This window comes from Hallerella succinigenes (genome assembly GCF_002797675.1).
In the GTDB taxonomy this organism is placed as follows: domain Bacteria; phylum Fibrobacterota; class Fibrobacteria; order Fibrobacterales; family Fibrobacteraceae; genus Hallerella; species Hallerella succinigenes.
In genome coordinates, this window is record NZ_PGEX01000001.1 from 193837 (window position 1) to 218496 (window position 24660).

General features: G+C 47.1%; 25 protein-coding genes, 2 tRNA genes and 1 pseudogene. 15 read left to right on the forward strand and 13 right to left on the reverse strand.

Features of this window, described 5'->3' with window-relative positions; genetic code table 11:
- Positions 1-8: 8 nt before the first annotated feature.
- Both recA and BGX16_RS00810 read left to right on the forward strand, forming a co-directional pair.
- On the forward strand, positions 9-1115 hold the full coding sequence (gene recA / locus BGX16_RS00805; RefSeq protein ID WP_100424357.1) for a recombinase RecA: 1107 nt from the start codon (positions 9-11) through the stop codon (positions 1113-1115).
- A gap of 218 nt (positions 1116-1333) precedes the next feature.
- The gene (locus tag BGX16_RS00810; protein WP_100424358.1) at positions 1334-2032 is read left to right on the forward strand and encodes a hypothetical protein; all 699 of its coding nucleotides are present in this window, start codon (positions 1334-1336) and stop codon (positions 2030-2032) included.
- Here the strand turns inward: BGX16_RS00810 and BGX16_RS00815 are convergent.
- Positions 1970-2953, reverse strand: coding sequence for a hypothetical protein (locus BGX16_RS00815; protein WP_100424359.1), 984 nt, complete (start codon positions 2951-2953; stop codon positions 1970-1972). The two genes, BGX16_RS00810 and BGX16_RS00815, sit on opposite strands and share 63 nt — an antisense overlap.
- A 123-nt stretch (positions 2954-3076) precedes the next feature.
- On the opposite strand from BGX16_RS00815, the gene BGX16_RS00820 reads away from it, so the two are divergent.
- From BGX16_RS00820 to BGX16_RS00860, 9 genes are all read left to right on the forward strand, one after another.
- Entirely contained in the window at positions 3077-4144 is a 1068-nt protein-coding gene (locus tag BGX16_RS00820; RefSeq protein ID WP_146139527.1) for an MlaE family ABC transporter permease, read from the forward strand.
- Between the two features lie 7 nt (positions 4145-4151).
- Positions 4152-4931, forward strand: coding sequence for an ABC transporter ATP-binding protein (locus BGX16_RS00825; protein WP_100424361.1), 780 nt, complete (start codon positions 4152-4154; stop codon positions 4929-4931).
- Positions 4932-4940: 9 nt separating this feature from the next.
- Positions 4941-5864 (forward strand): MlaD family protein, encoded by a 924-nt coding sequence (locus BGX16_RS00830; protein WP_100424362.1) that lies wholly within the window; start codon positions 4941-4943, stop codon positions 5862-5864.
- A 15-nt stretch (positions 5865-5879) separates the two neighbouring features.
- Positions 5880-6503: an ABC-type transport auxiliary lipoprotein family protein gene (locus tag BGX16_RS00835; protein ID WP_100424363.1), complete on the forward strand. Its 624-nt coding sequence runs from the start codon at positions 5880-5882 to the stop codon at positions 6501-6503.
- A 70-nt stretch (positions 6504-6573) separates the two neighbouring features.
- On the forward strand, positions 6574-7002 hold the full coding sequence (locus BGX16_RS00840) for a hypothetical protein (protein ID WP_100424364.1): 429 nt from the start codon (positions 6574-6576) through the stop codon (positions 7000-7002).
- 105 nt (positions 7003-7107) lie between these two features.
- The gene (gene tpiA, locus BGX16_RS00845) at positions 7108-7869 is read left to right on the forward strand and encodes a triose-phosphate isomerase (RefSeq protein WP_100424365.1); all 762 of its coding nucleotides are present in this window, start codon (positions 7108-7110) and stop codon (positions 7867-7869) included.
- A gap of 24 nt (positions 7870-7893) precedes the next feature.
- Positions 7894-8277 (forward strand): preprotein translocase subunit SecG, encoded by a 384-nt coding sequence (secG, locus tag BGX16_RS00850; protein WP_100424366.1) that lies wholly within the window; start codon positions 7894-7896, stop codon positions 8275-8277.
- A 25-nt stretch (positions 8278-8302) separates the two neighbouring features.
- Positions 8303-8387, forward strand: a tRNA-Leu gene (locus BGX16_RS00855).
- Positions 8388-8722: 335 nt separating this feature from the next.
- A tRNA-Leu gene (locus tag BGX16_RS00860) sits at positions 8723-8807 on the forward strand.
- Between the two features lie 116 nt (positions 8808-8923).
- Here the strand turns inward: BGX16_RS00860 and BGX16_RS00865 are convergent.
- From BGX16_RS00865 to BGX16_RS00910, 9 genes are all read right to left on the reverse strand, one after another.
- Entirely contained in the window at positions 8924-10027 is a 1104-nt protein-coding gene (locus BGX16_RS00865) for a tetratricopeptide repeat protein (protein WP_100424367.1), read from the reverse strand.
- Entirely contained in the window at positions 9966-10604 is a 639-nt protein-coding gene (locus BGX16_RS00870; protein ID WP_100424368.1) for a TonB family protein, read from the reverse strand. Before BGX16_RS00870 ends, BGX16_RS00865 begins: the two co-directional genes overlap by 62 nt.
- A 5-nt stretch (positions 10605-10609) precedes the next feature.
- Complete coding sequence (locus tag BGX16_RS00875; RefSeq protein ID WP_100424369.1) at positions 10610-11014, reverse strand: ExbD/TolR family protein; 405 nt, start codon at positions 11012-11014, stop codon at positions 10610-10612.
- Between the two features lie 8 nt (positions 11015-11022).
- Complete coding sequence (locus BGX16_RS00880) at positions 11023-11679, reverse strand: MotA/TolQ/ExbB proton channel family protein (RefSeq protein WP_100424370.1); 657 nt, start codon at positions 11677-11679, stop codon at positions 11023-11025.
- A 17-nt stretch (positions 11680-11696) separates the two neighbouring features.
- Positions 11697-13241 carry a MotA/TolQ/ExbB proton channel family protein gene (locus BGX16_RS00885; RefSeq protein WP_100424371.1) on the reverse strand — a complete coding sequence of 515 codons (1545 nt, stop codon included), beginning with the start codon at positions 13239-13241 and terminating at the stop codon, positions 11697-11699.
- 1 nt (position 13242) lies between these two features.
- Positions 13243-14046 (reverse strand): DUF3450 family protein, encoded by an 804-nt coding sequence (locus BGX16_RS00890; RefSeq protein ID WP_241899383.1) that lies wholly within the window; start codon positions 14044-14046, stop codon positions 13243-13245.
- Between the two features lie 44 nt (positions 14047-14090).
- Positions 14091-15701, reverse strand: coding sequence for a hypothetical protein (locus tag BGX16_RS00895; RefSeq protein ID WP_100424372.1), 1611 nt, complete (start codon positions 15699-15701; stop codon positions 14091-14093).
- On the reverse strand, positions 15685-18282 hold the full coding sequence (locus tag BGX16_RS00900) for a TonB-dependent receptor plug domain-containing protein (protein WP_241899384.1): 2598 nt from the start codon (positions 18280-18282) through the stop codon (positions 15685-15687). Before BGX16_RS00900 ends, BGX16_RS00895 begins: the two co-directional genes overlap by 17 nt.
- Before the next feature lie 232 nt (positions 18283-18514).
- Entirely contained in the window at positions 18515-19279 is a 765-nt protein-coding gene (locus BGX16_RS00910) for a nuclease-related domain-containing protein (RefSeq protein WP_100424373.1), read from the reverse strand.
- Between the two features lie 293 nt (positions 19280-19572).
- Between BGX16_RS00910 and BGX16_RS00915 the strand changes: the two genes are divergently transcribed.
- From BGX16_RS00915 to BGX16_RS00930, 4 genes and pseudogenes are all read left to right on the forward strand, one after another.
- Positions 19573-20091, forward strand: coding sequence for a hypothetical protein (locus BGX16_RS00915; protein WP_100424374.1), 519 nt, complete (start codon positions 19573-19575; stop codon positions 20089-20091).
- 69 nt (positions 20092-20160) lie between these two features.
- Positions 20161-20493, forward strand: a pseudogene (locus BGX16_RS00920) (N-acetyltransferase family protein); the annotation flags it as partial.
- 844 nt (positions 20494-21337) lie between these two features.
- Positions 21338-22327 (forward strand): DNA cytosine methyltransferase, encoded by a 990-nt coding sequence (locus BGX16_RS00925; RefSeq protein WP_100426696.1) that lies wholly within the window; start codon positions 21338-21340, stop codon positions 22325-22327.
- On the forward strand, positions 22324-23166 hold the full coding sequence (locus tag BGX16_RS00930) for an NgoPII family restriction endonuclease (protein ID WP_100424376.1): 843 nt from the start codon (positions 22324-22326) through the stop codon (positions 23164-23166). Before BGX16_RS00925 ends, BGX16_RS00930 begins: the two co-directional genes overlap by 4 nt.
- Here BGX16_RS00930 and BGX16_RS00935 read toward each other — a convergent pair.
- From BGX16_RS00935 to BGX16_RS14920, 3 genes are read right to left on the reverse strand one after another with little or no spacing between them, the layout of a single operon-like run.
- On the reverse strand, positions 23156-23383 hold the full coding sequence (locus tag BGX16_RS00935) for a hypothetical protein (RefSeq protein ID WP_100424377.1): 228 nt from the start codon (positions 23381-23383) through the stop codon (positions 23156-23158). The genes BGX16_RS00930 and BGX16_RS00935 overlap by 11 nt on opposite strands.
- Positions 23384-23435: 52 nt before the next feature.
- Complete coding sequence (locus BGX16_RS00940; RefSeq protein WP_241899385.1) at positions 23436-24137, reverse strand: phospholipase D-like domain-containing protein; 702 nt, start codon at positions 24135-24137, stop codon at positions 23436-23438.
- Entirely contained in the window at positions 24122-24460 is a 339-nt protein-coding gene (locus BGX16_RS14920; protein WP_241899386.1) for an ORF6N domain-containing protein, read from the reverse strand. The genes BGX16_RS00940 and BGX16_RS14920 overlap by 16 nt, the downstream gene beginning before the upstream one ends.
- Positions 24461-24660 lie beyond the last annotated feature (200 nt).

The window sequence follows — 24660 nt, forward strand, 5'->3', positions numbered from 1 at the left end:
ATAAAAACATGGCAAAGAAATCTGCAGCTGCAACCCTCAATACCCCGCTTTCTGGCGAAAAGGCCAAGGCCGTCGAAGCCGCCATCGCCCAGATCGAAAAGAACTTCGGTAAGGGTTCCATCATGACGTTGGGCGGCCAGCCGGAACAGAATATTCCGGTGATCCCGTCGGGCTGCATCCAGCTGGATATGGCTCTCGGCGTGGGAGGTTTCCCGCGTGGCCGTATCATCGAAATTTATGGACCGGAATCTTCGGGTAAGACAACTCTTTCGCTCCACGCCATCGCAGAAGCCCAAAAGCAGGGCGGCGTTGCTGCTTTCATCGACGCAGAACACGCCTTTGACCCGGTCTACGCCCGCCACTTGGGCATCAACATCGATCAGCTTCTCGTTTCCCAGCCGGATACCGGCGAACAGGCTCTTGACATCGCCGAAACCCTCGTCCGCTCCGGTGCCATCGACCTCATCGTCATCGACTCCGTCGCAGCCCTCGTTCCGCAGGCAGAAATCAACGGCGAAATGGGCGATAACCACGTCGGACTCCAGGCCCGTTTGATGTCCCAGGCTCTCCGTAAGCTGACAGGCATTCTCTCCAAGTCCAACACCTGCATGATCTTCATCAACCAGCTCCGTATGAAGATCGGCGTGATGTTCGGCAACCCGGAAACGACTACCGGCGGCAACGCTTTGAAGTTCTATGCTTCCCAGCGTATCGACATTCGTCGTATCGCCCAGATCAAGAGCGGCGAAGACGTCATCGGTAACCGTACCCGTGTCAAGATTGTGAAGAACAAAGTCGCCGCACCGTTTACCCAGTGCGAATTCGACATCCTCTACGGCCAGGGCATTTCTCGCGAAGCGAGCATCCTTGACCTCGGCGTGGAACTGGACGTCGTCGAAAAGAGCGGTTCCTGGTTCTCTTATAACGGCGAACGCATCGGTCAGGGCCGCGAAAGCACCCGCCTCTTCCTCAAGAGCAATCCGGAAATTTGTGCCGAAATCGACGCCAAGATCCGCGAAAAGATGAAGGACGTGAAGATGTTCGACATCGCCGAGGAAGACGGCCTTGCTATTGGCGACGATGTGACCGAGGAGACCACGGCAGAAGAAGCTTAATTAGAGCTCCGTTGATAAAAGCCCTTTTTCCAATCCAACCTGGCTTCGGTTTCGCCATATTCCGACCGCCTCGCGAATGGGAAAAGGACTTTTTCTATAAGCATTTCGGGCCTTGATTCAATCGTTGAATTTCAAAAAACTATCTTTGCAGATGTCATGAGAGCATCCGCGTTTCTTTTTTCTTTGTAAATCTTTTCAGCGTTTTTGCCTTAGCAGACGTGTGTCCGCAGGATTTTATCGGAACTTCTGCCGTGATTTCCTTGGAAGGACGTTTTGTGAACCGCGAATTTTCCCGCGTCCACACGGACATCATTTGGCGTCACCATCCAAATGAGGCGGACACATTCGACATCACGCTCTCCGGCAAGGAATCTTACCGCTATATTTCCACCCCGGACTTCCGCTATCTCGAATTCAAAAAAGAAAATGTGCGCCGTCAAATGGCCATGCACCATCTCCAGGAATACATCGGCGAAAGTCCTCTCAAATGGGACGACTTTGAACTGCTCGCCCGCGGAAATTACCTCTGCTACGACAGTCTGCACAACGATTCCGCAGTCCTGTACACCGCCTATTCCCAAGCATGGTACTCCATTGTCAAAGGCCTCGGATCTCAGCCGGATTCTTTACAGATGAACGGCCCCCGTGGTGAAACTCGCAAGCTCCACATCCACTCCTGGAAGAAGTACAGCGCTATCACTGTTCCAACCATCATCGATTTTGAAGGCAATGATTACACCGGAAGCCTCTGGACAAGGACAGCGTTCCGCATTTACAAGCCGGCAGAAGCGAAGCCCTTTCCGAAAATAGAAGAGCCTAAAACTCCCCATCTGCAAAAAATATACAAAACGGAATCAGTGTTTTGGAACCGGCTGGATAGCGAAGTTGAAGTTCCGCTGAAATTGCAAATGCACTAGGAATTGCTGCGAAAGATCTCCGCTGTAAAAGCGTTTCTTTTCACGCAGCCAGAAACCGCCGAGAAGAGTCAGCTTGCTTTCCTTGTTATCCCCCCAACGCAGCGAAGGTCCTAACAAAGAAATCGTGTAGCTGAGAGGTTCCTTGAGATACGTATTTCTCGAAGAGCGGGAATTTCCCGTGTTGTACTGGTTCAAATAACCGGCAACCGCCCAATTTTTCGTCAGCGGAATATAGGTGTAAGCGATTAAATCAATGATATAATCCCGGCTAAAGACCGGAATGTTACGGCGGTAATCGTAACTTTTTCCTTCAAACGGCGTGCTGATATCGACCAAGGTGAAATGCGTGCCGATACCGAGAATGGCATCCTCGCCAAACGCATATTCAAGGTCGAAGTAGAATGCAAAATTCTGCATAAAATCGACGGTCGCTTCATCGGAATAGACACGGTCCGTAATCCAGTCCGCATTCCAAGAATCCGCAATGTTACCGTTTTCCGCACTGCTAGCCAAAGTTATTTCCACATTCGAATTGAAGTACGTGTAATGCTCGTACAGGAATCGTGCTTCAATCTGCGGATTCATCGCAAACGGACGACCGCCCAAACCGACGCGGAACCCTCCGTAGAACGGAGAAAGCTCTATTTCCGCGGAGACGCGTAAAAAAGCCGCATCCTCATCCAAGACATTCCCATACGGCAACTCGTAAAGCGGTTCAATCCAGTTGAACGAGATCGTTCCCGTCGCCTGGTTCAGCCACTGGCCCCAGACAAAAGGCGTATTCGCCGAAATGTTGTAAGAAAGGTTCGGACCGTACTGCAAGCGGTAAAGACCGTTCATGTCAAAAATGTCTGCAAACACGCTACTGCCAAGCAACAGTGCACCAAGTCCGACTCTTTTGCACAAACGGGATAAATTCATCAGTTCAAAAGTAAAAATATTTTGCGCTTTTTTAAATCAATTCATCCGCAATCTATCCGTTTCTATCGCATTACAAACGAATTCCGTCAAGAAGTCTGCTTTTCTTTTCTAAATTGCAGCACAATGGATAATTTTACGACAGTTTCACTCCCGAGGGATATTTCTCCGAAGGATCTCGCAACCCTCCAAAAGCGTTGCCATCGCATTTTACGCCATGGCGACCTTCGTTTGGACGGTTCGGCTGTCGAATCCCTGGATTTTTTCGGGGAAACCTTCCTTGCCGACATCGCCACCGCCGCTGAAAATTTGAACCGGCGCTGTGTACTCAAAGGCTTTGCCGCCCCGATTCGCGAAAAACTTTCGAAACTCACGGTCAATATCGTTCCCCCAAAAGACGACAGCCAAAAGATGAGCTTTATCGAAAAGCTCGGCGAGCGTGGGTTCTACATTTTGGACGGTTTTAAAAATTTTGCTTACCTCTTAAGCGAATGCATCTACTGGACATTCTTCCGAGTTTTCGATAAAAACCACATTCCGTTTCACGGCACCTCGCTCCAACTGTTCCGTTTGGGCAGCAACGCCTGCGGTATCGTTTTTCTACTCGTCTTTTTGATCGCCTTTTCGCTTGCCTTCCAAAGCTCGTTTATGCTGAATGCGGTGGGCGGCGGTTCTTACCTCGCCGGCGGTCTCGGATTTTTGATGTTCGCCGAAATCGGACCCCTTCTGAGTTCGATTATTCTGGCGGGGCGCTCGGGAAGCTCGATTACCGCAGAAATTGCGAGCATGACCGTTGCAGAAGAAATCAAGGCGCTGCGGACCATGGGTATTCCCCCGATCCAGTTTTTGGTGCTCCCCCGTTTTAAGGCGCTGAGCGTTGCGGTCCCTATTCTTTCGTTCTGTTCCTCAATCTTCGGATGCCTTGCCGGTATGATCGTCGCCGATCTCGTCTGTGAGATTTCCCCGTACAACTATATCCTTTCGCTGAAAGACGGAATCACCGTCACGTTGATCCTCAAGAGCATGGTCAAGTCTCTCGTCTTCGGATGGATCATTGCCCTTGTCGCAGCCCAAAAGGGTTTGAATGTACGCGGTGGTGCAGACGCTGTCGGCAAAGCTACCACCTCTTGCGTGGTGACGTCCATTTCGGGCATCATCATCGCCGACGCCATTTTCTCGTTCATCTTCTATTAAAGGTTCTATGTCCGCACTTGACGTCAAACATCTCCGTGCCGGTTACGGTCAAAAGATTATCCTAGAGGATATCTCTTTTACCGTGCAGCCTCGTGAGATCCGAATGATTCTCGGTGCTTCGGGATGCGGCAAGTCCACTCTTCTGAACAATATTCTAAAGCTCGAGCATGCGATTTCGGGAACGCTTTCCTTCTTTGGCGAAGAAATCCAGACCAAGGAGCCGATTCCCGACAGACTGCGCCGTCGCATGGGCGTCCTTTTCCAAGGTGGCGCATTGCTCACGAACCTGACCGTCGCCGAAAACGTCGCCCTTCCGCTGCGCCGCAGCTATCCGAAGCTCGCTCAGACGACTCTGAACGAAATCGTCGCCGACCGTTTAGAAAAGGTTCACCTGCTGAACGCCTTTTACAAGTTCCCCTCGGAACTTTCGGGCGGTATGCGCAAGCGTGCGGCTCTTGCCCGCGCCATCGCCTTTGAACCGGAGCTTCTCTTTTGCGACGAACCTTCCGCAGGTCTTGACCCGGTCACGTCCCGTTCGCTCGACGAACTGCTGCTAGAACTCCGCGATACGCTCGGCGTTTCCGTCATCATCGTATCGCATGAACTGGAAAGTATCAAGACGATTACGGACAAGTTCATCTACCTGCAGAACGGAAACATTTTGATGGATGGAACCTTGGATGAAGGTCTCCACTCCGACATTCCAGTCATTCACAAGTTCTTTGCCCGCGAGCACGACAATCCTGTAGTGAACAAACGATTCATCCATTTTGAGTTTGAGAATTAAAAGGTTTTTATGGATACCACAAGAACAGAACGCATCCGACTCGGCATTTTTCTACTGATCTGCTTGGGACTGGCAATCGGCTTTACGGTCTTTATCGCCCAGCAGCAGCTGTCCAAGCACAAGACCGATTACTACACGATCTTTTCGGAATCGGTCATCGGCCTTTCGATCGATGCGAAGGTGAAGCTGAACGGTATCGAAGTCGGTAACGTCACCGACATCTATATCGACAGCACGAACCTCGACAATGTCGTCGTCCGCTTTAACGTCCGCGAAGACACGCCGATCAAGACCGGCACCCGCGCCCAGATGACGCACGGCATTTCGCTTACCGGCCAAAAGGATCTTGTTCTTTCGGGCGGACGGGTCGGCGAACAGGACATTCCCGAAGGCGGTTACGTTCCTGCCGCTCCGAATGCGATTACCCAAGTTCTTGGCAAAGCAGGCAACTCGGTGGAACGCATCGAAAGGATCTTTGAACAGCTGAACAAAATCCTTTCCGATGAAAACGCCCAGGCGATTTCGAACACACTCAAGAACTTGGAAAAGACGAGCGAAAACACAAGCAAATTGAGCCGCAACGCTCAAAAACCGATGCAGGAAATCGAAGCGGCAGCAACCTCCCTGCACAAGACGCTCGACGACGTGGAACAGGCGCAGATCGCGAAGAAGCTCGAAACGAACCTTGTGCTTCTCCAGGAAAAGCTCGACGTCATCGACACGAAGTCCCTAAACGATAACCTGGTTTCCGCTCTGGAATCCGTGAACCATCTTTCCCAAAGAGCGGACCTCGCCCTGTATAACAATCAGGGTCGCCTGTCCGAAGTCTTGGATCAGCTGAACGCGGTCCTTTCGAACCTGAACGACTTCTCGCAAAAGATCAAGCAGAATCCGTCTGCGCTCATCCGTTCCGAAGCCCCAGCCGGTCGCTAACCCGAGGTAATTCCCATGAAAAAATCTTTGCTGACTTCTGCCCTCGCCCTCTCGATGTTTCTCCTTTCCGCCTGTTCCAGTTCGGCGACGCTCACGCGGTATTACACGCTCGCTTCGGACTTTTCCGTCAAGGCTTCCAAAAGCTATCCGTACAAGGTCGTCGTGAAAAAATTCACCGTCGATCCGGCGTACAATTCTTCGAACATCGTCTACCGCGAATCCCCGTATGACTTTATGGCATACAACCACGACCTGTGGGCGACTTCCCCGGCTCATCAGATTGCGAACGTATTCACCGAAGACCTGCAAAAGAGTGGACTCTTTGAAAAGGTAGAACAGCGCGCCACGGAAATGCCGGACATGGAATTCACCGGATTCCTGATGGCGATCGAAGAAGTTGACAACGATTCGACCGACCGCTACGCCCGCGTCGCGATCGAACTCGCCTTCCGCGATGTAAAAAAGGATTCGACCCTCTGGAAAAAAGTCTATGACGAAAAGGAACCGTTGGAAGGTTCCGAACCGCGTGAAATCGCAAAATCCGCTTCCAAACTCGTCAATCGCTATGCCGAAGATGCCGTCCAGGAAATCGAAAAGCTCCTAGAAAGCATGAAAGCCCCGGATTCCGAAGTGCAGTAAAAATTTACTATCGGTCAAAAGAAAATTTTTTTATCTTACAAAAGGTTAAAACGCATTTTTAGGAGCGATTATGAAGTGGAATAAGTTGATCGTACTCGGACTTGCGGCTCTCAGCCTTTCCGCGTGCAATAGCCGCCATTCTTCCCCGGTCCTCGTCGAACGCGGCGTGGAACAGTACGAACGCGAATACTTCGCGACGAAGGAAAGCATGGGCATTGAAAAGCGCCTGAAGGATATCTTCCTCCAGGGCTACATCGAAGAAGGCATGACCCAGGAAATGGTGAACCTTCTTTGGGGACCTCCTGACCGCGAAATGCAAGACGGCTATGTGTGGGAATACCTCACGACAGACGGCAACCTGATCACGCGCCTCAAGTGGAAGGAGCCGGAAATTGTCCGTTTGAAGGGCTATGAACACGAACTCGTGCTCGAAAAAATTGAAGGAGACCGCTACGGTGGTTCTCAGCCTCCGAAGAAGAGCCTCGAAAACGTCTATTAATCCCAAATTCTAGACCTTTTGAAAAAGCGTTGTTCCAAGACAGCGCTTTTTTTCTACATTTGACTTCGAATTTCAAAACATAACCCTATTGAAGGAGTTAACATAATGCGTCAGTATATTATTGCTGGTAACTGGAAGATGAACAAGACCGTTAGCGAAAGCGTTCAGCTCGCTAAGGATATCGTGGAAGCCGTCAAGGACGTGAAGAAGACTGAAGTCGTCATTGCTCCGACCTACCTCGCCGCTGCAAAAGTTGCAGATGTCGTCAAGGGCACCAACGTGAAGCTCGCTATCCAGGACATCCACTGGAAGGACCAGGGCGCATACACCGGTAAGGTTTCCATCGACATGGTCAAGGAAATCGGAGCAGAATATGTGATCATCGGTCACTCCGAACAGCGTCAGTACTTCCATGAAACGGAAGAAACCGTGAACCTCAAGGTCAAGAAGACCCTCGAAGCGGGCCTCAAGCCGATTATCTGCATTGGCGAAACTCTCGAGCAGCGCAACGGCGGCATCTTGAAGGAAATCCTCGGTCTGCAGATCAAGGGCGCATTCAAGGACGTTTCCGCTGAAGACGCTGCAAAGTGCGTTCTCGCATACGAACCGGTTTGGGCTATCGGCACTGGCGTGACCGCTACCGACGAACAGGCTCAGGACACGCAGGCTTACGCACGTTCCGTCGTGAAGGAAATCTACGGCGAAGCTGTTGCTGAAGGCATGCGCATTCAGTACGGTGGCTCCATGAAGGGTGCAAACGCTCCGGGCCTCCTCGCTCAGAAGGACATCGACGGCGGTCTCATTGGCGGTGCTGGCCTCAAGGCTGACACTTTCAAGGCTATCATCGACGCAGCAGAAGCTAAGTAATTTAAGCGCAAGGTAAATCAGAACATGTCTACACTTTTTTGGGTCGGAATCGTAATCCACGTCTTCCTTTGCCTCTTCCTCGTCATGCTGATTCTCCTTCAGAATGACAAGATGGGCGGTCTCGCAGGTCTCGGCGGAATGACTTCCCAGTCTGCCTTCTCGACAGCAGGAGCTGCTACTTTCGTTCAGAAGCTTACGCGGATTGTCGGCATCGTTTATTTGGTGCTCGTCTTCGCTCTGGGTTATATGACTATCCAGCAGGATCGTTCGGCAAAGTCCACTTCTGCCTTGAAGCAGTCTGCCGAACAGACCGCTACTTCGCAAGAAGTTCCGCAGCTTCCGGCTGCAACGATTCCCGCAGCAGAACCGGCAGCCGTTCCGGCAGCACCGGCTCCAGCCGCACAGTAACCTAAGCGTTTGAACAAGTTCTGACGCGGTCGTGGTGGAATTTGGTAGACACGCTAGCTTGAGGTGCTAGTGCGAGCAATCGCTTGACAGTTCAAGTCTGTCCGACCGCATAAAGGTCCGGTTCTGAAAAGAATCGGACCTTTTGCTTTATACAGCACTCCCAAAAGTTCCAAGTTCTAAACGCAAAAAAAAGACTGTCCGATGCCTCGCGGCAATGCAGGTATCTTTTTCCATCTAAAGATTGGATCTTCCGGATTTTCGATGTCAAAGATTCCCGCAGCGATGTTTTTTTCCTTCAAAACTTTTGGAAGTTCGACAATACAAAACGAACGTCTAAGTTTGGATTTTGGGGATCTAAAAAGTTAAAGATTTTTCATTTTTTGCACGATTCCTTTTGACAAAATCCAGATTTTATTCTATATTACCGCACGTAACCAATTCTAACGCGGTCGTGGTGGAATTTGGTAGACACGCTAGCTTGAGGTGCTAGTGCGAGCAATCGCTTGACAGTTCAAGTCTGTCCGACCGCATAAAGGTCCGGTTCTGAAAAGAATCGGACCTTTTGCTTTATACATCGATTCCTGAAAGTTCCAAGGCTTAAAGCGCAAAACGAAAGACTGTCTTATTTCTTCATTTCAAATTGGAATCAACGATCCGGATTTTCGATATCGAGAATTTCCGCTTCGAGCGTGGCGTCTGCCGGATAATATTTTTGCGCGAGCTTTAAGAGGCGCAAAGCCTCGTCTGAACGCTTTTGCAGACGAGCTTCGTAAGCGAGGTTCTTGAAGCCGAAAACGGCTTCTGGGCTACCGTTTTTTGCGGCCTGCTCGTAAGCGGTTTCCGCACGTTCAAAGAAGCGGGTATCGTAAGCAACGTTACCAAGGAAGATTGCCGCATCGGTAAAATTTGGCTGGATCTGGAGAATGTTCGCCAGAACATCCATCGCAACGAATTGCTTTTTATCTTCAACCAGGACGTCGGCAAGCTTGTACATCGTATTCACGTCATCCGGGCGAATATTCAGAGCTTCGCGGTAACTTCCGGCGCTCTGCTCGTAATCCTTTTGCAGTCGGTAAACGTCTCCCAAATACACCAAAAAATCGATTTCTTCGGGATGGGAGCTGTACCCTTCGCGAATCACGGAAATAGCGCGTTCAAAATCGCCCACAGCGATGTTCGCTTCGGAAAGCTGGTACACGAAACTGATGTCGGACTTGTCTAAGGCGTAGGCTTTTTCGATAGCCTTGAGCGCTCCGATTTTGTCGCCTGTTTTGCTGTAAGCTTCTCCAAGATAGAGCCACCCCGAAACATTATCCGGTTCAAGCTTGAGCGCGCGATGGTACGCGGCAATGCATTCCGGGTACTGCTTTAAGCGGAAGTAAACGGACGCCATGTTGAAGAGAGCCGGAGAGAACGTCCCGTTTGAATAGTCTACGGCCTTGCGATAATTCGCAGCGGCTTCGGGAAACTTTTCAGTTTGATAGTAGCTGTTCGCGATGTTGAAACTGACGGCGACGGGATCGGCGCCACGGTCAGCGGCCTTACGGTAAAGGATGATCGCATTTTTGAATTTGCCCCCGCGGTAAAGAGCGTTCGCGCGGTCCATGAGATCGGCGGCGGATTGCGCGGAGAAGGCAAAGGCGGTGAAGAAGGCGATGGCAAAGAATGCTCGCAATGTCAGAAAACGTTTAATCACGGAACTTGACCTCAAACGGTTGTTCCATTCCGCAGAACGGGACCGCTTTCCCATTTTTTTCTGCAGGTTCAAAACTCATCCGTTTCAAAGCCTCTCTGCCCGCATCGGCAAGCCCCGATCCCGCAGGCGATTCTTCGACTACACGGATATCATAAACGTGTCCGCTTGCATCCACGCAAAAACTTAAACGAAGCATCGCATCGATTTCGCGGTCGCGAATTTGCGGAGGGACCTGAAACTGAGGCATCGCTCGGCTGAAAGGCTTTTTATCCACGTCGCCGTTTTCATTTGCCAAAGCTCCGCCTCTAAAATCGGCGACCAATTCATCGCTAATTGCCGCTCCCCCACTTTGACCGGCCACGCCCAAATTCATCGCCATCCGCGGTCCTGCTTTAGGCGAGCGGGAATTCAATTTTTGACGATTCGGTTTACGGGCGGGCTTCTTCTGTTCCTGTTTCTTTTGGACCTCTTCCACTTTTTTCACGGCGACTTCGGTCTTGACAAATTTTCTCTCATTAAAAATCTTTCCCTGCAAAAAGAGATTCGCCACCGTCACCGAAAACACCAAAAGACAGCTACTGAAAATCGCAACGATCAAAACCGAGAATCTTTTGAGAATCTTTCGGATCATAGGGTTTATTCCGCCTGCGCAGCAATCGAAACTTTTTTGACGCCGCTTAAATTGCACGCATCGATGACCTGAACGAGAACGCCTGTTTCGGAGCCTTTATCGGCGATAATCACCGCTTCGCGATCCGGCGTTTTGGCCAAGGACTGTTTTAAGATGTCTTGCAGGCTGGCGAGATCCACCTGACGTTCGTTGATGTGGATCGTCCCTTCGCGTGTGATGGCGATGAGAAGGTTTTCTTTTTCCAGCTGGCTTGCGCTTTGTGCCTGCGGCTTGGTGACGTCGACGCCCGTTTCGCGGGTAAAGCTCGATGTGACGACAAAGAAGATGAGCAAGATGAACACGATGTCCATCAGAGGGCCCATATCGATGCCCATATCTTTTTGCTTTTTACGGGGAAGATTAAAGTTCATAAAAATTCCTAGGTTGCTTTGGGCGTCGCTTGCAAGGACATGTAGTTTTCGATGATCGTTGCGCCGAGTTCAAGCTGTTCCGTTAAATATTCAATGCGTTCGTCCAAGCGCTGTTTTAAGAGCGTCAGCGGGAACGCAACGAGCAAACCGCTTTGCGTCGAAATCAACGCTTCCGAAATCCCGTCCGCCATAAGGACCGGATTCTGGTTGCCGTACAAGGTAATGACTTCAAATGTCGAGACCATTCCCGTCACCGTTCCGAGAAGCCCGAGCAAAGGCGCAGCCGCAGCCATCACCGAGATGATGTGAGTTCCCTGCCGCATATACTGCACTGTTTTAATCATGCGGACCTGCATATATTCGCGATATTTTTCAGGCGTGTCCTTTGCCACATTCAACGCGAGCCGCAGTTCCCTCGAAACGATTCCGCCCCGCAGCCCAAGATGCTTGCTTGCAAAACGGAGCGGATCTTCCGCACGTGTGTTCAAATCGTTGCGGAGCATTTCCACAACCTTGTAAACGTCTTTGCGGAAAGCATCTCCACCGATGCGCATCCACGTGGAATACAGATAATAGAAGCCGATGACACCCGTGAGAATGATCGGGAGCATCACAGATCCGCCGGCGAGGAACGTACTTTGTAAAGCTTCTATGAAAACGTACATGATGGAACTCTATTTTTTCATTTTTCAAACAGTTGATTTAAAAGGGATGTGCTTCGCACATACATTTCACTCGTGACCTTTTCGATTTTTTCACTGAGAAGTCCATGCAAGATCATGACTGGAATTGCAATAATCAAACCTGTTTCCGTCGTGACGAGCGCTTCCGAAATACCTCCGGCGAGAACCCGCGCGTCATTTGTTCCGACTTCCGTAATCACGTTAAAAAGCGTAATGATACCAGTCACCGTTCCCAAAAGTCCGAGCAAAGGCGCAATGGTCCCCATAGCCGCAAGCAGTCCCATGCGACGGTCCAGTTTTGGCTGTTCCCGAAGCAAAGCTTCCTGCAAAGCCTTTTCGGCAGCCTCGCGATTTTCTCGTGCCTTATTTACGACAGCGAAGAGGACCATCGACAAGCTCGTATTTTCTTTCAGGCAAAGTTCCGCCGCTTCTTCAAATTGCGAATTTTCAAGATAAACGATAAACCGATTCATCATCTGCTTGCGAATACGCCCGCGCAGAGTCAGAACGATAAAGCGTTCCAAGCTCAAAAGGAGCGCAAAAATGGCCACCAACATCAGCGGGTACATCACGATGCCGCCTTTCTTAAAAAAGGCTTTGGCTTGTTCGACAAGCGAAAGTTCCTGAGTATCGGTAATCGAATTTTTGACCGCCTTATTCTGCAACACATCGATGGGAACCGCGACTTCGACAGAAGAATTCCCCGCTTCCGAAACCGCCTTCTGAATCTGGGAAGCCATTTCCTGAGGAAGGTTCGAATTCCATTCAAAGACTTTTCCCTGCAACGCTCCTGAACGAATCAGCGCCTGGACATTTTGATTATCCAAGGCGACTTCGCCTAAAAAGACCGTGCCGAGTCTCAAGCGGTTCACTTTTACATCGGGACGAGAACCGATCTGCGAAATGGTATTTTCAAACGACTGGGAATAAGTCATCTCATGACGTAAAAGCTGATCGCCTAAAAAGATCCGGGCTGCAGAAAGCGCATTCGGATTTTTGCCTTCTACAGCATTTTCGGCTTCTTTCAAACGGAGAAGGCGATCGTTCATGCCAAGCGGGTAATCTCCAGTGACGTCACCCAGCGTCTTATCGATGGAAAGCTTTATCTGCATCCGAAGTGCGTCATAGGCATTCTCGTCAGAAAGCGCCTTTTCTTCCGCATCGGACGTGAGTTCTTTACTCGCGAGAACTTCTTCATTGACACGACCGAGATCTGTCGAAAGCTTGGAATAACGTCCGTCGAGTTCCCGCGTTGCCACTTGATGTTCTTCGGAAAGTTCCGATTCCGCATAACGCTTTCTCCAATGTTCCGCTTCGAGCTTTTCGAGCGAATCCGCTTTTTGCAAACGGATACGGGTAAGCGCATCGACTTCACGCTGTAAATTTTTCAGTTCTTCGCGCTTTAAGGAATCCTGGATGCGCGCCTGTTCTTCTAGATTCTTTTTCTTGTCCGAAGACCACGGCCACGCTAAGGCGTTCGTTGAAAGGAGGAGCAACGCAAGAAGGATTACGTGGCAATCCGTATGACTCGTAGAAAACAACATCTTAGTTCCTCCCCACAATCGAAAGGCTGACCGGAAGCGTCACCATCTGAGGAGGCTTCTTTGCCTGTTTCACATCCAAAGCGAACTTGACCGCACTACGTTCCTGCAAATTCAAGTTCTCATTCCATTCATACGAAATGTTTCCGTTTTCCATTTTTCGAACAAGCGCCCCGTAGACGGTTCCATTGTCATCGCCGTAAACCATCCACTGGTTTCCAATGCGCAAAATCTGAGCATTGATCAGTTCCCCATTCTTTCTCGTTAGCGGAGAATGGATGATCGCAACTTCATCGCCAAATTTGATTTCTTCCGCAATCAAAGCCTTTAAGCGAGAAAAGCCTTCTTCCGCAGATGCGTTTCCGCTTTCCAGATCCCGAGAAAGAGCCTTGGCCCGGTCGAGGCGGGCTTCACGTTCCCAAGGAATCGTCTGTTCGATTTGAGCTTCTAGCTGTTTACTGATGGCGACGAGCGCAAGCGAAAGCGCTTTTCGTTTTGCCTTGACGTTTTCGCTACGGTTCTTGGCCCGCGCCTGCTTGGAACGCTCCTCCTGCAATTGAGAAGCCACGTTCTTGATTTTGGAATTCAGCGAATCGATTTCCGCTTTACGGCGTTCCGAATCTGCCAAGAAACGTTCCTGCAAAGTCTTAAATCGTTTGTCGTCGGCTTTGAGCATGGAATCTGTCGCAGAAATCTGGGCATTTAATTTTTGGATTTCACCTTGGAGAGTTTCTTTCTGCAACTGCAAATCGCGAATGTCGGAATCGACATCGGCAAATCCAGCCACAGCGAATATTAAAGCTCCCAAGGCCAAGCTCCTAAAATGCGGCATTTTACTTTTCCTGTTCATCATCATTCCCTTTTGCACTGCGGATCATTTTCGTTTTCTTTGCACCAAAGATCGACAACTCTTTGAAGAACGCTGGAATTCAGCTGTTTGCTATAGAATTCACTGACAAGCGCTGTTCCACATTGCGGATAAGCCGAAAGATCCCAATCGCGATCCGAGCACCACTTCCAAATGTAATCCTTGCATGAATTGCTGTCGAGTGCAACCTGACATTCTTCATAGATTTGTCCACAATCTGCAATCGATGTACTTTTGAAATTGCTAGAAACACAGTATCGCTTTAGGCCATCCGCATAAGCCTCCTGCTTGGCCGAAACTTTCGAAAGCGTATCCGGCAAATATACCGACCACGAAGAGCTATCGTGCAACATCGCAAGTTTTACAGCCACAGGATAACACGTCGGGATCGGTTTCACGACCGTCGAAGAATCCGAGCAATAAGTTTCCTGGAAAAGTCGGCAGTACTTGGTATTCCAAGGATCCTCATCCCCATCGGCATCCTTGTGATTATCGCAACCATAAACGCGTGCATAGCTGTAAGTAATGTAATCGTCCGAGTGAATATTCATCAAAACGGAATCCACGAGCATCCCCGCAAAAACACCGTTTCCATTTTCGATGTTCGTTCGCGATTTCACACGCGGATCTTCAAAGCTTTCGAGCAGGTAGTTTTGATAATCGGCATACGCTTGATCGACAGCATAAATTTTGATTGTGGACTTTCCAATCGGCAGTTGCATTCCCGTTATGAACATCGTATCGAGATTGTAGAAGTCACCGATTTTTAAGCGAGACTCAAAGCCGAACAAGCGGGTCTTTTCCGTCGCATCGAGCATCGTAAAGCCATAGTAGCCAGAAGAATCTTCGTCGAGGAAGGATTCGAGCATATGGAACATCGTTGTATTCATGGATTCGCCGTTCGAATCGCTGTCCGCATTGTATGCAAGCGTCAAGAGCATGCCTTGAACGGTCGTATCGTAATCCATGCCGATGTTGTAGGTGTAAGCATCATAAGGATATTCTTGGTAATCGAAGTCCAAGTATTCATGTGTATTGAGAATCGGTTTCTGGTCGCTGACGACTTTTTTGCCCGGCGGCGTGATGCTCTTTGCCGAGAGCTTTGTCGGGATTTTCGCCACGCCAGAATATTGCGATTTCACCTTTTCCCCGGCACTGTCCCACTTGAACGCCGCGTTCATCGTGTAGGATTCCCCGACAACTCCCAAAGCTTCGGCATTTGTCGTAAAGCAGTTCGGCTTATTCGAAATGCTAGAAAGTTCTACAAGCGTATCCCCATTTGAGAATTTTCCAGAAACCGTCACAGCGGCGCTGTCGTAAAAGGCAAAATTTTCCGAAGCGGATTCATCGAGGTTATAGAGTTTTGAAAAACAGATATGAGGTTTTTGACCGGCGACCACATAGCCGTGCGTATAAATGCCCTTGTAGGCAACAGAATCTTCCGGGTAAAAAGACCAGGGGCCGTCGAAATCGCTACAGGACGAGAAAAGGAACGCGCAGAAGAAAATCGCGAGGACGCGGAAAGAGATTGCTTCGCTGCGCTCGCAATGACACGGGAGACGTTCGACACGACACGGTTTAGAAATAATACTCATAGTTCAGCATCACCGGCAAATAAGGGAACTGATAAATATTCGTTTTCTTTGGAGGGTTCTCGCTCGTATCGTAGAAACTATAGAACAGATTTTCATGATTTGTCAAATTGATAATTGTCCAACTAAAATTCCATTTATTTTCTTTTCCCCAATCCACCACTTTCACGTCGATGCGGAAGTAATCCGATTGGCGGCCTTCGTTTCGGCCTCCCGGGACCACCTGAATCGCATCCGAATAGACTTGCGGATCGACACGATCTTCATAAAAATAACCCACGTAATTCGTCATCGGCATTCCCGCCGAATACTTCAAAATAATGGACGAGCGGAAATAAGTCTTTGCATTCGGGGCAAACATTCCATTTTTACCGCGCCAGTTCAAGCCCGCATCCATTTTAAGCGCATAAGGTTGATGCCAATTCGGAAAATAAGCATCCGTGCCGTCATCCGAGCGGACAACGCTCACGCTCTGACTCCAGTTAATGCCTCCAAACCACGAGCCTTCATCTTTACGCAGCGAAAGCTCGTAACCCAAAGAATAACCCCGAGCCGTTCCAAAATAATCCGCCATCACAAAATCATCGCTCGTCGTTTCATCCGTCGAATCTTGCGCCATGGTGAATGTCTTTAGATCTTTTTGCGTTTTGTAATAGGCTCCGGCCGTAAAATTGTAACCATTGAAAATGAAGTCCCGATGTGAATATTCCAAAGCAAAAAGGTAAGAACTAGCAGGCTTCATATGGCGACCATCCGAAGTCGTTACGATCGGATAGTAAAATTCGTTCAAGGATTCCTGATCGCTGAACATGATTGAATTCATATACTGCAAATAGCGTCCGCCGTAAAGTTCAAAGCGTTGACGGTCGGTCATCTGCCAGACCAAGGAAGCTCGCGGTTCCACGCCAAAATGTTCGGCAAGAGTCTGGTAATTCAAACGCACGCCGTAAGTCAGGGTCCAATCCGCCGCTAATCTCCAGGCATCTTGCAAATATCCCACATGATGGAACGGATACTGATGATCGACAAGCTTTACGCTCATCGCATGTTCATAAAATTCAGACTGGTCATATTCCAGATCATAACCAAAAGTCAACGTGTGATCGTCAAACCCTTTATAATTGATCCATTGCTTTCCCGCATAAGTAAAGAGGTCCATGCCGATATCGATCATGTCCGAAACTTGCATTGTCTGGTAGAATCGGCTAAAGGCAAGAGTCGCGTTGTATTCCCAGTTTCCATCGCGATGGAAGTAATTGATCGGAATGGCGACGTTTCCCCAATCCATGTAAAGCGGATCGAAGGCCAGCTTATCCCAGCCCACATAAAAGCTGAATTTCAATCGATTATCCGGATCAAAATCATACAGGAAAGTTCCTTGAATATCCGTAAATTCATAATCCACATCTAGATCAACCGCATCTAGCCAGCGCAATAAAGCAAGCATGTATCCGATATAGGTTTGACGTGCGGCCACGACCCAACGGGCATTTCCCATGTGGCCTTCCGTATGGAGCTGGGCTGCAAAGGTACTGATTTTCACGCTCGTTTTCGAAAGCCATTCTTCCACAGAATCCGAGCCCCCGGCACGGCCATCCATTTTGAGGACGGAACTCAAGCGGTTGCCGTACTGCGCCGGGAAACCGCTCTTGTAGAATTGGACTTCGTCAATCGTTTCTACCAGGAACGTGCTAAAAAGTCCAAAGAAATGCGTCGGAGAATAAACGACCGAGTTGTCGTAAAGAAAAAGGTTCTGGTCCGCAGCACCACCGCGCACATAAATCTTTGTGCTAAAGTCCGAACTCGCGACAACACCCGGGAGGGCCTGAATGCTCCGGATCACGTCCGCTTCGGCAAGGCCCGGCATGCGCTTGATGCTCTTTGCCGTGACGACAGATTCGCCAGCCTTGCGCTTGGGCCGGCGCCGAAGCTGCACCACGACCTTCTTCATTTCTGTCACTCGGGAATTCGAGGCCGCCAAGAGGTCGTCGACGTTTACGTCGGATTTTTTCTCCTCGGAGAGGATAACTTGACTACTGCAACAAGTTGCAGAGTCTCGTAAATCCTCGGAGAGGATAACTTGACTACTGCAACAAGTTGCAGAGTCTCGTAAATCCTCGGAGAGGATAACTTGACTACTGCAACAAGTTGCAGAGTCTCGTAAATCCTCGGAGAGGATAACTTGACTACTGCAACAAGTTGCAGAGTCTCGTAAATCCTCGGAAAGGATAACTTGACTACTGCAACAAGTTGCAGAGTCTCGTAAAGTTTCACTCGCAATAACAGCACTGTCGCCAAGCGCTATGCTAAAGACACTGTCTTGACCGTGATACACTAGCTCATAGCATTTTTCTTTTTCTGCCCCTGACGTATCCGAATTCGTAACGCAGACATTCCAGAGCGTATCTTCGGGAAGTTTTACAAAAAAGTTTTCCCCGACGACTGTCTGGATCGCTTCTCCGGTCTCGAGGATTTCCACATTGAGCTTTTCGCCTGGCGCAAAAGAAGAATCTTGCACCATGCCGTAAAAAAGAATCGTTCTTTCAAGAGCTTCCGTACGAGCGTTCTCTTGAGCGGCGACCATACCCGCGAAAAAAAGAAGGATGTAAAGAACAATTCTATTCACAGCAAGCAGAAGATAACAAACAAATGAAACGCTTCGTTCCGAATTTTTTCGTACAGGGGATTTTTAATCCTACACTGAGGGGAATAATCGGATGATCAACCACGTATCGCGAAAATATAGACCTTGAAATCGTTCAGCTTGTGATTACTCTACACCAACGCAGAATTTCTAACGACAAATTCAACAAAATTTAGCCATCCACGTCAATCTTCACCATTTCGCGAATCTGATTCGCGATTGTATTGACGAGAGTCTTGTCGTAAATTTCTTTCTGTGCTTTGAAGAACTTTACGAAAGCTTTTTCATTGAGTAGCCAATAATCATTCAATTTACCATCATTATGAATAAAAGAGCCGATCAAAATCGCCACCTTAATAACCGGCAATTTGATCTCTGCTCGCTTTTCAATTTCCTGACGGATGAATTGCGCTTCCCCATCGATTTGCGGCAATAACTTGGGACAAGGAAAACGCTTGCCATTTTTCAGCAGACGATACACCATCGAACCGTCAAAAAAGAATTCATGACACAGATTGCGATCAAAGTGCTTGGTTTCAATGACATATACGCCTCGTGTGCTCACAATAATGTGGTCCACATTAAAGCGTTCTCCCGGAATATCATGGAATACATAAGTCGTATCGCCGCTTAACTGGTTCAGGGTTTCACCTACCAAACGCTCCCCTTCCAGCCCTTTACGGTATTTATCCAAAGTCCAGCGAAGCTTTTTGATTTTTCTGTAGCTGCGAATAATAAAGAAAAGCATCACGATCGTACAAATAGTCGCCGTGATATAATTAAACGTCATCCATCCCAAGCTAAGTCCCCAAGCAAAAAGACTTACAATTCCGAAATACAAGGGAAAAATCACTTGCTCTAGAATTTTGAATTCATATTCACGAATCTTTGCCTGCAGGGATTCGCCCTGGATTCTTGTACGGTATTTGTGCTGCATATGCTAAAATATAGAGCAATTCGCGCCAAATTGGGCTAAAAACTTAGCCTCTCCTATACCTCGCAACATATTGTAAGAAAAAAAAAGAAGATTCGGTTTTATTCTTTTAGCATATTTTGGGGCTCGGTATCGGAGGTATTATATGGCACTAGCCTGGTTTATAGCCAGTGGTGAAGGATCTTCCATTAGATCTAACAAGCCGTGTATTGAAACCTTCTGTATTCCCTTCTGCCCCATTGTTCAAAGCAGAACGCTCATCTCGCAGATTCTAACGTATTCGAGGTCAATACCAAATGTCTAATCTATCTATCACAGAAATTTCAGCAAAAATCCGAGAAGAAGTCAACCTTTATAAAGCAGATTATAGAGTTGACAACAGCGCATTTTTAATTTGGTTCCTAAGAAATATTTTCAAACTAACTGAGCTTGAAAGTGTTGATGCCGTTGTAGATGGTCCAAGGGATAAAGGAATTGATGCAATATGGGTCAATGAACAAGAAAATGAAATTTACGTATTTCAATCAGAATTTTCCCCGTCAAATGAAGCTCAGTCTGGTGATACTAAAATACGAGAATTTGCAGGTGTAATGCAATGGTTTAAAGATGTTGAGTCAGTACAAAAACTTCAGACATCTTCAACAAACGAAGCCTTAAGGCATCGTCTAACAGATTTAAGCATTGAAAGTAAAATCGCCCACGGAAATACTGTAATTTTTGTTTATGTTACCAACAAGAAATTCGATAATAATGCCACCGAATACCTAGCAACAACTAATTTCGATGCCTATGATATAGTCAGGATTTCAGATTAATACGTCCATTTTGCCAAACCGTGCATCAAAAAGGAACCAATAACTTTAGCCATAGGGCGGCGCTGTGGCGCCGTTGCCGAAGAAAAAGGCAAAGTTTTCGGCCTGTACATTCTGCACCCGAACAACGTGGGCCGTTGCGGTCACATTTCTAATGCAAGCTATGCGGTTTCTTCAGAATCCAGAGGCAAGCATATCGGCGAAATGCTCGTGAAGGACTGCCTTGAACAGGCTAAAAAGCACGGATTTGGAGTCTTGCAGTTCAATGCCGTTGTCGAAAGCAACACTCATGCGCGCCACCTGTACGAACGTCTCGGATTTGTCCAGCTCGGCACCATCCCTAAAGGGTTTCGAATGAAAGACGGCCATTACGAAAACATCTGCCCGTACTACCACGAATTGTAAGGCTAGGAATTTGGCCTTTTAGAAGCGAGAACGGAAGCAAAAGCATTCGTTTTGGTTTCTATCCTCTCAATACATATCCATCGCCTGTTTTAGCGAGTTTTTTCATCGGTAAAAAAAAGCACCCGAAATCTTTTTTTCATTTTTTTTGAAATACAAAAATCTATATTTTGGGAAAATAGAGTTTTTGCTCTTGTTCTCCTCTTGAAAACTAGACACTTTCACGAACAAGGAGAATAAGGCGAACGCTCACGTCTGCGACCGGCGCAAGCCTGCCGCATCGTTTTGGTACATGCATATTTTGTAAATCTGCCTGTAGGCAAGCGGCCTTTATGGGGCGTGAGTTGTTTGCGCTTATTTTGTTCGGGCAGTCTAGGCCTTCAAGAGGTAAGTGCATTCAACTCCACGCCTTTTTTATATCCAGAAAAAGCTTGGAAGAGTCTGCAAGAACGAGGGTGAACGCTCGTTGAGTATCGCTCTTGTTCTTCTCTTGAAAACTAGACACTTTCACGAACAGAAAGAATAAGACAATGACTCGCCACAGCCCGTGTATTGCACGGGCGTAGTGTACCCTGAGCGTAGTGTATGTTCTGGGGAAATGTGCTGCGTTATTGCGAGCCTGTCATTCTGGAGCCCTGGAGCGTAGCGATAGGGCGATAGAATCTGGCGAAGCAATCTTCGGCAGGCATGTCGCGAGCTATTGTATTCTTTTGAAAATGTCGCGCTTTTAGGCGAGGAGTGAGTCGGCTCCCCGCCCTTTCTTTTTTTGTCCGCACCCCGGCCAAGCGAATCGGCCAGAACCGCTCCCGCGAGAGTGAACTCGTTCACTTTCAACACGGAGCGAGCAGTGGCAAAAACAGCTTTTAAAATAGTCTCTCTCTTCTCGGGATGCGGTGGACTAGACAAAGGTTTTGAAAACGCTGGATTTAAAATCATATGGGCAAACGAATACGACAAATCCATATGGGCAACTTTCGAAGCCAATTATCCTAACGTTCCTTTAGATCATAGAAGTATAACGGAGATTTCTGAAAACGAGATTCCAGATTGCGATGGAATTCTCGGTGGTCCACCTTGTCAAAGTTGGAGCGAAGCTGGAGCAGGAAGAGGAATAAACGACAAACGAGGGCAATTGTTTTATGACTACATTCGCGTATTAAAAGCGAAACAACCGAAGTTTTTCTTATGCGAAAACGTATCAGGGATTCTTAGCTCTAGACATTATAAATCATTCCAGGAGTTTTTAAATAAATTCGAAGAAGCCGGATATAATGTTTCCTGGAAGCTCGTCAATGCAAATGATTACAATGTTCCCGAAGACAGAGAACGAGTCATCATCGTTGGTTACAGAAAAGATTTAAACAAAAAATTCATTCATCCAGAACCTTTAGAACATAAACCAAATCTAAAGGAAGCTATTGGCGATTTGCCTGAAGCCGTTCCCGCCCAAAAATTCAACAAAGCAAATAAAGACTTAAGCATTCCCAATCATGAATATATGACGGGAGGATTCTCCCCCATATTTATGTCACGCAATAGAGTGCGTAGCTGGGACGAGCCTTCATTTACAATTCAAGCGGGCGGACGACAAGCTCCACTTCATCCCAAAGCACCCAAAATGGTCAAGGTCGAAAAGAACAAACAAATTTTCGCACCAGGTCACGAATCAGAATATAGACGATTAAGCGTTCGCGAATGTGCAAGAATTCAAACATTTCCTGACGATTACAAGTTCATCTATAAAGATGTTTCTATTGGCTATAAAGTCATCGGCAATGCAGTTCCTGTTAATCTTGCCTACGCTATGGCAATGCAAATCAAAAAGGATTTGAAATGAGCAATATCATTGATGCAATCATCAATCTCGTGAATTACAAAAACAATTCCCTTCTTGAAAATACTGCGGGAAACAATAGAGCTAACAATTCCGGTGATGGTTTGGAAGAATACGTCAAAGACCTTTTTGCAGGAACATTCGATATTGAAGGAGCTCAAAGGCTAGAAAAGATCGGTGAAACATTTTCCTATTTAGGAAATAATTCCAATCCACCAGACGCCATGTTACGAGAAGGGGACGCGATTGAAGTCAAGAAAATAGAAACTCCCAATTCTGCACTAGCATTAAACAGCAGTTACCCCAAAAACAAACTGTTTGCTAGCAGTTCAATGATAAGCCAAGCTTGCAAAAACGCTGAAGCATGGAAAAGCAAAGACATCATGTATATTGTCGGATTCGTGCAAAGCAACCGACTAAAGCAATTGAGCATAGTCTATGGCATGGATTATTGCGCAGACGAATCCTGTTATTTGAGAATAAAGAATACCATCAAAGAATCCGTAGAAAGCATTCCTTCAATTGAATTTGCCGAATCACGAGAACTCGGCCATATCAATAAGGTCGATCCCCTAGGCATAACATATATGCGCGTTCGTGGCATGTGGGGCATAGAAAATCCTTGGAAAGTTTTCTCTTATGTTTACAACCGAACTTTTAACAGTAATTTTTCTTTTGTATGCATTATCAATGATGAAAAATGGGCAACATTTGCAAATACCTCATCTTTGTTGAATTTGGCAACAACCGAAAGATCTTTAAACATTTCCAACATTCGTATCAAAGACCCAAACAATCCAGCAAATTTGCAAGACGCAAAACTAATTTCTTTTAGCTTTTAAAGCCAACAAATTCCAATCCCATAGAATACGCTATATTATCAAGTATTTGGAACTCATCATCAAGTTCCAAATGCAATTTTTTATCCATGGTTCCACAATACGAAAAGCGCCCACCCATAGAGACATACTTATCTAGAATCACTGATAAAAATCCCGGTTCAGCAGCAAAGCCGAGTTCTTTTAACGATTTTTCAATAATTTTTATTTTTTCATTCATTTCGTTAATTCCTTCATAAAAAATAGTTTAATCAAATGACACAAAACGACAACTAGCATTTTTCATTCTGCGCTTTTTCTTTCGCGATTTCATTACTTTTCTTCAAGACTTCATCCAAAGTAAAATCTTCCTTACTAAAAAAGAACGTGTTAGCACCTAAATCTTTAAGAGATGCGCCAAAATGATATGCAGTATCATCGATAAACAAAAATCGATCATGCATTCCATAACTGGGTAAAATCTCTATAGGACATTCAGCATACTGAGCATTATACACCGACAAATCAACCTCAAAAACTTTACTTTTATCATAAGTATAAATAGTTACAGAAACACCTTTTTCTCGTTTAAGCATCATTGCCAAAGTTTTCTCGTCCACATATCTATCGACTAGGACAATCCTCTTTTTGGCCTGCCTAATCAAGCCACACACGAACACATAGGCATCAAAAACCTGATTATTGTAAAATAAGCCCTTTGACTGCAATTCTCCCCTATCCATCGCTTCAAAAACTGCGTCCAACTTTTGATCATGTTCAAGTATTTTCTTGTCTTGCGCAAAAATTCGTTCATCTTGAGCTATCATTTTCGCTTCGACATTTGATAGACGATTGACAAAGCCACCATTTTGCATCATAAAATGGCGCATGGATACAAAAGCATCCATAATAGCTATACTCACTTGAATGGCCGTTTTACTACGAAGTACAGCTGATAGCATGGCAACGCCTTGTTCTGTTAATGCAAAGGGCATTTTTTTACATGCAAACCGCGCTTATTACCACTTTCGTTTAAAATCACAATCTGTGATTTTAAAGAATCAGGCAATTCATCACGAGTCAATTGAAAACAATTTCTTTCTGGAAACCGTTCCAAATTTCTCTTAACAGCCTGATTTATGGCTCGAGTTTCCACTCCATAAAGCATTGCCAAATCACGGTCAAGTAGCACTTGTTTATCGCGAATGACAAGAATCATCTTCTCAATGCCTGTCGCTGTCAATGAATTTAACGCGACAATCTCATGACTTTCATCTTTTTTCATTTTCGCTCCCATAAAAAAAAGACCTCTTGCCATAAGAACTCCCAAATTCCATCGGGGATATAGCAAAAGATCTTTTTTCAATTCAAATAAGGCTTGCAAGCAGAATTCCGCCGCCAGAGCCTATCCAAAACTACAACAAATCAAATAAAAAAATTTATTAGTGTCCGGAGAAAATTTTCAGAACGTCTAGACCCCAGAATTTACGCGGTCTAGACTTTGACTTTGCCGTTGCA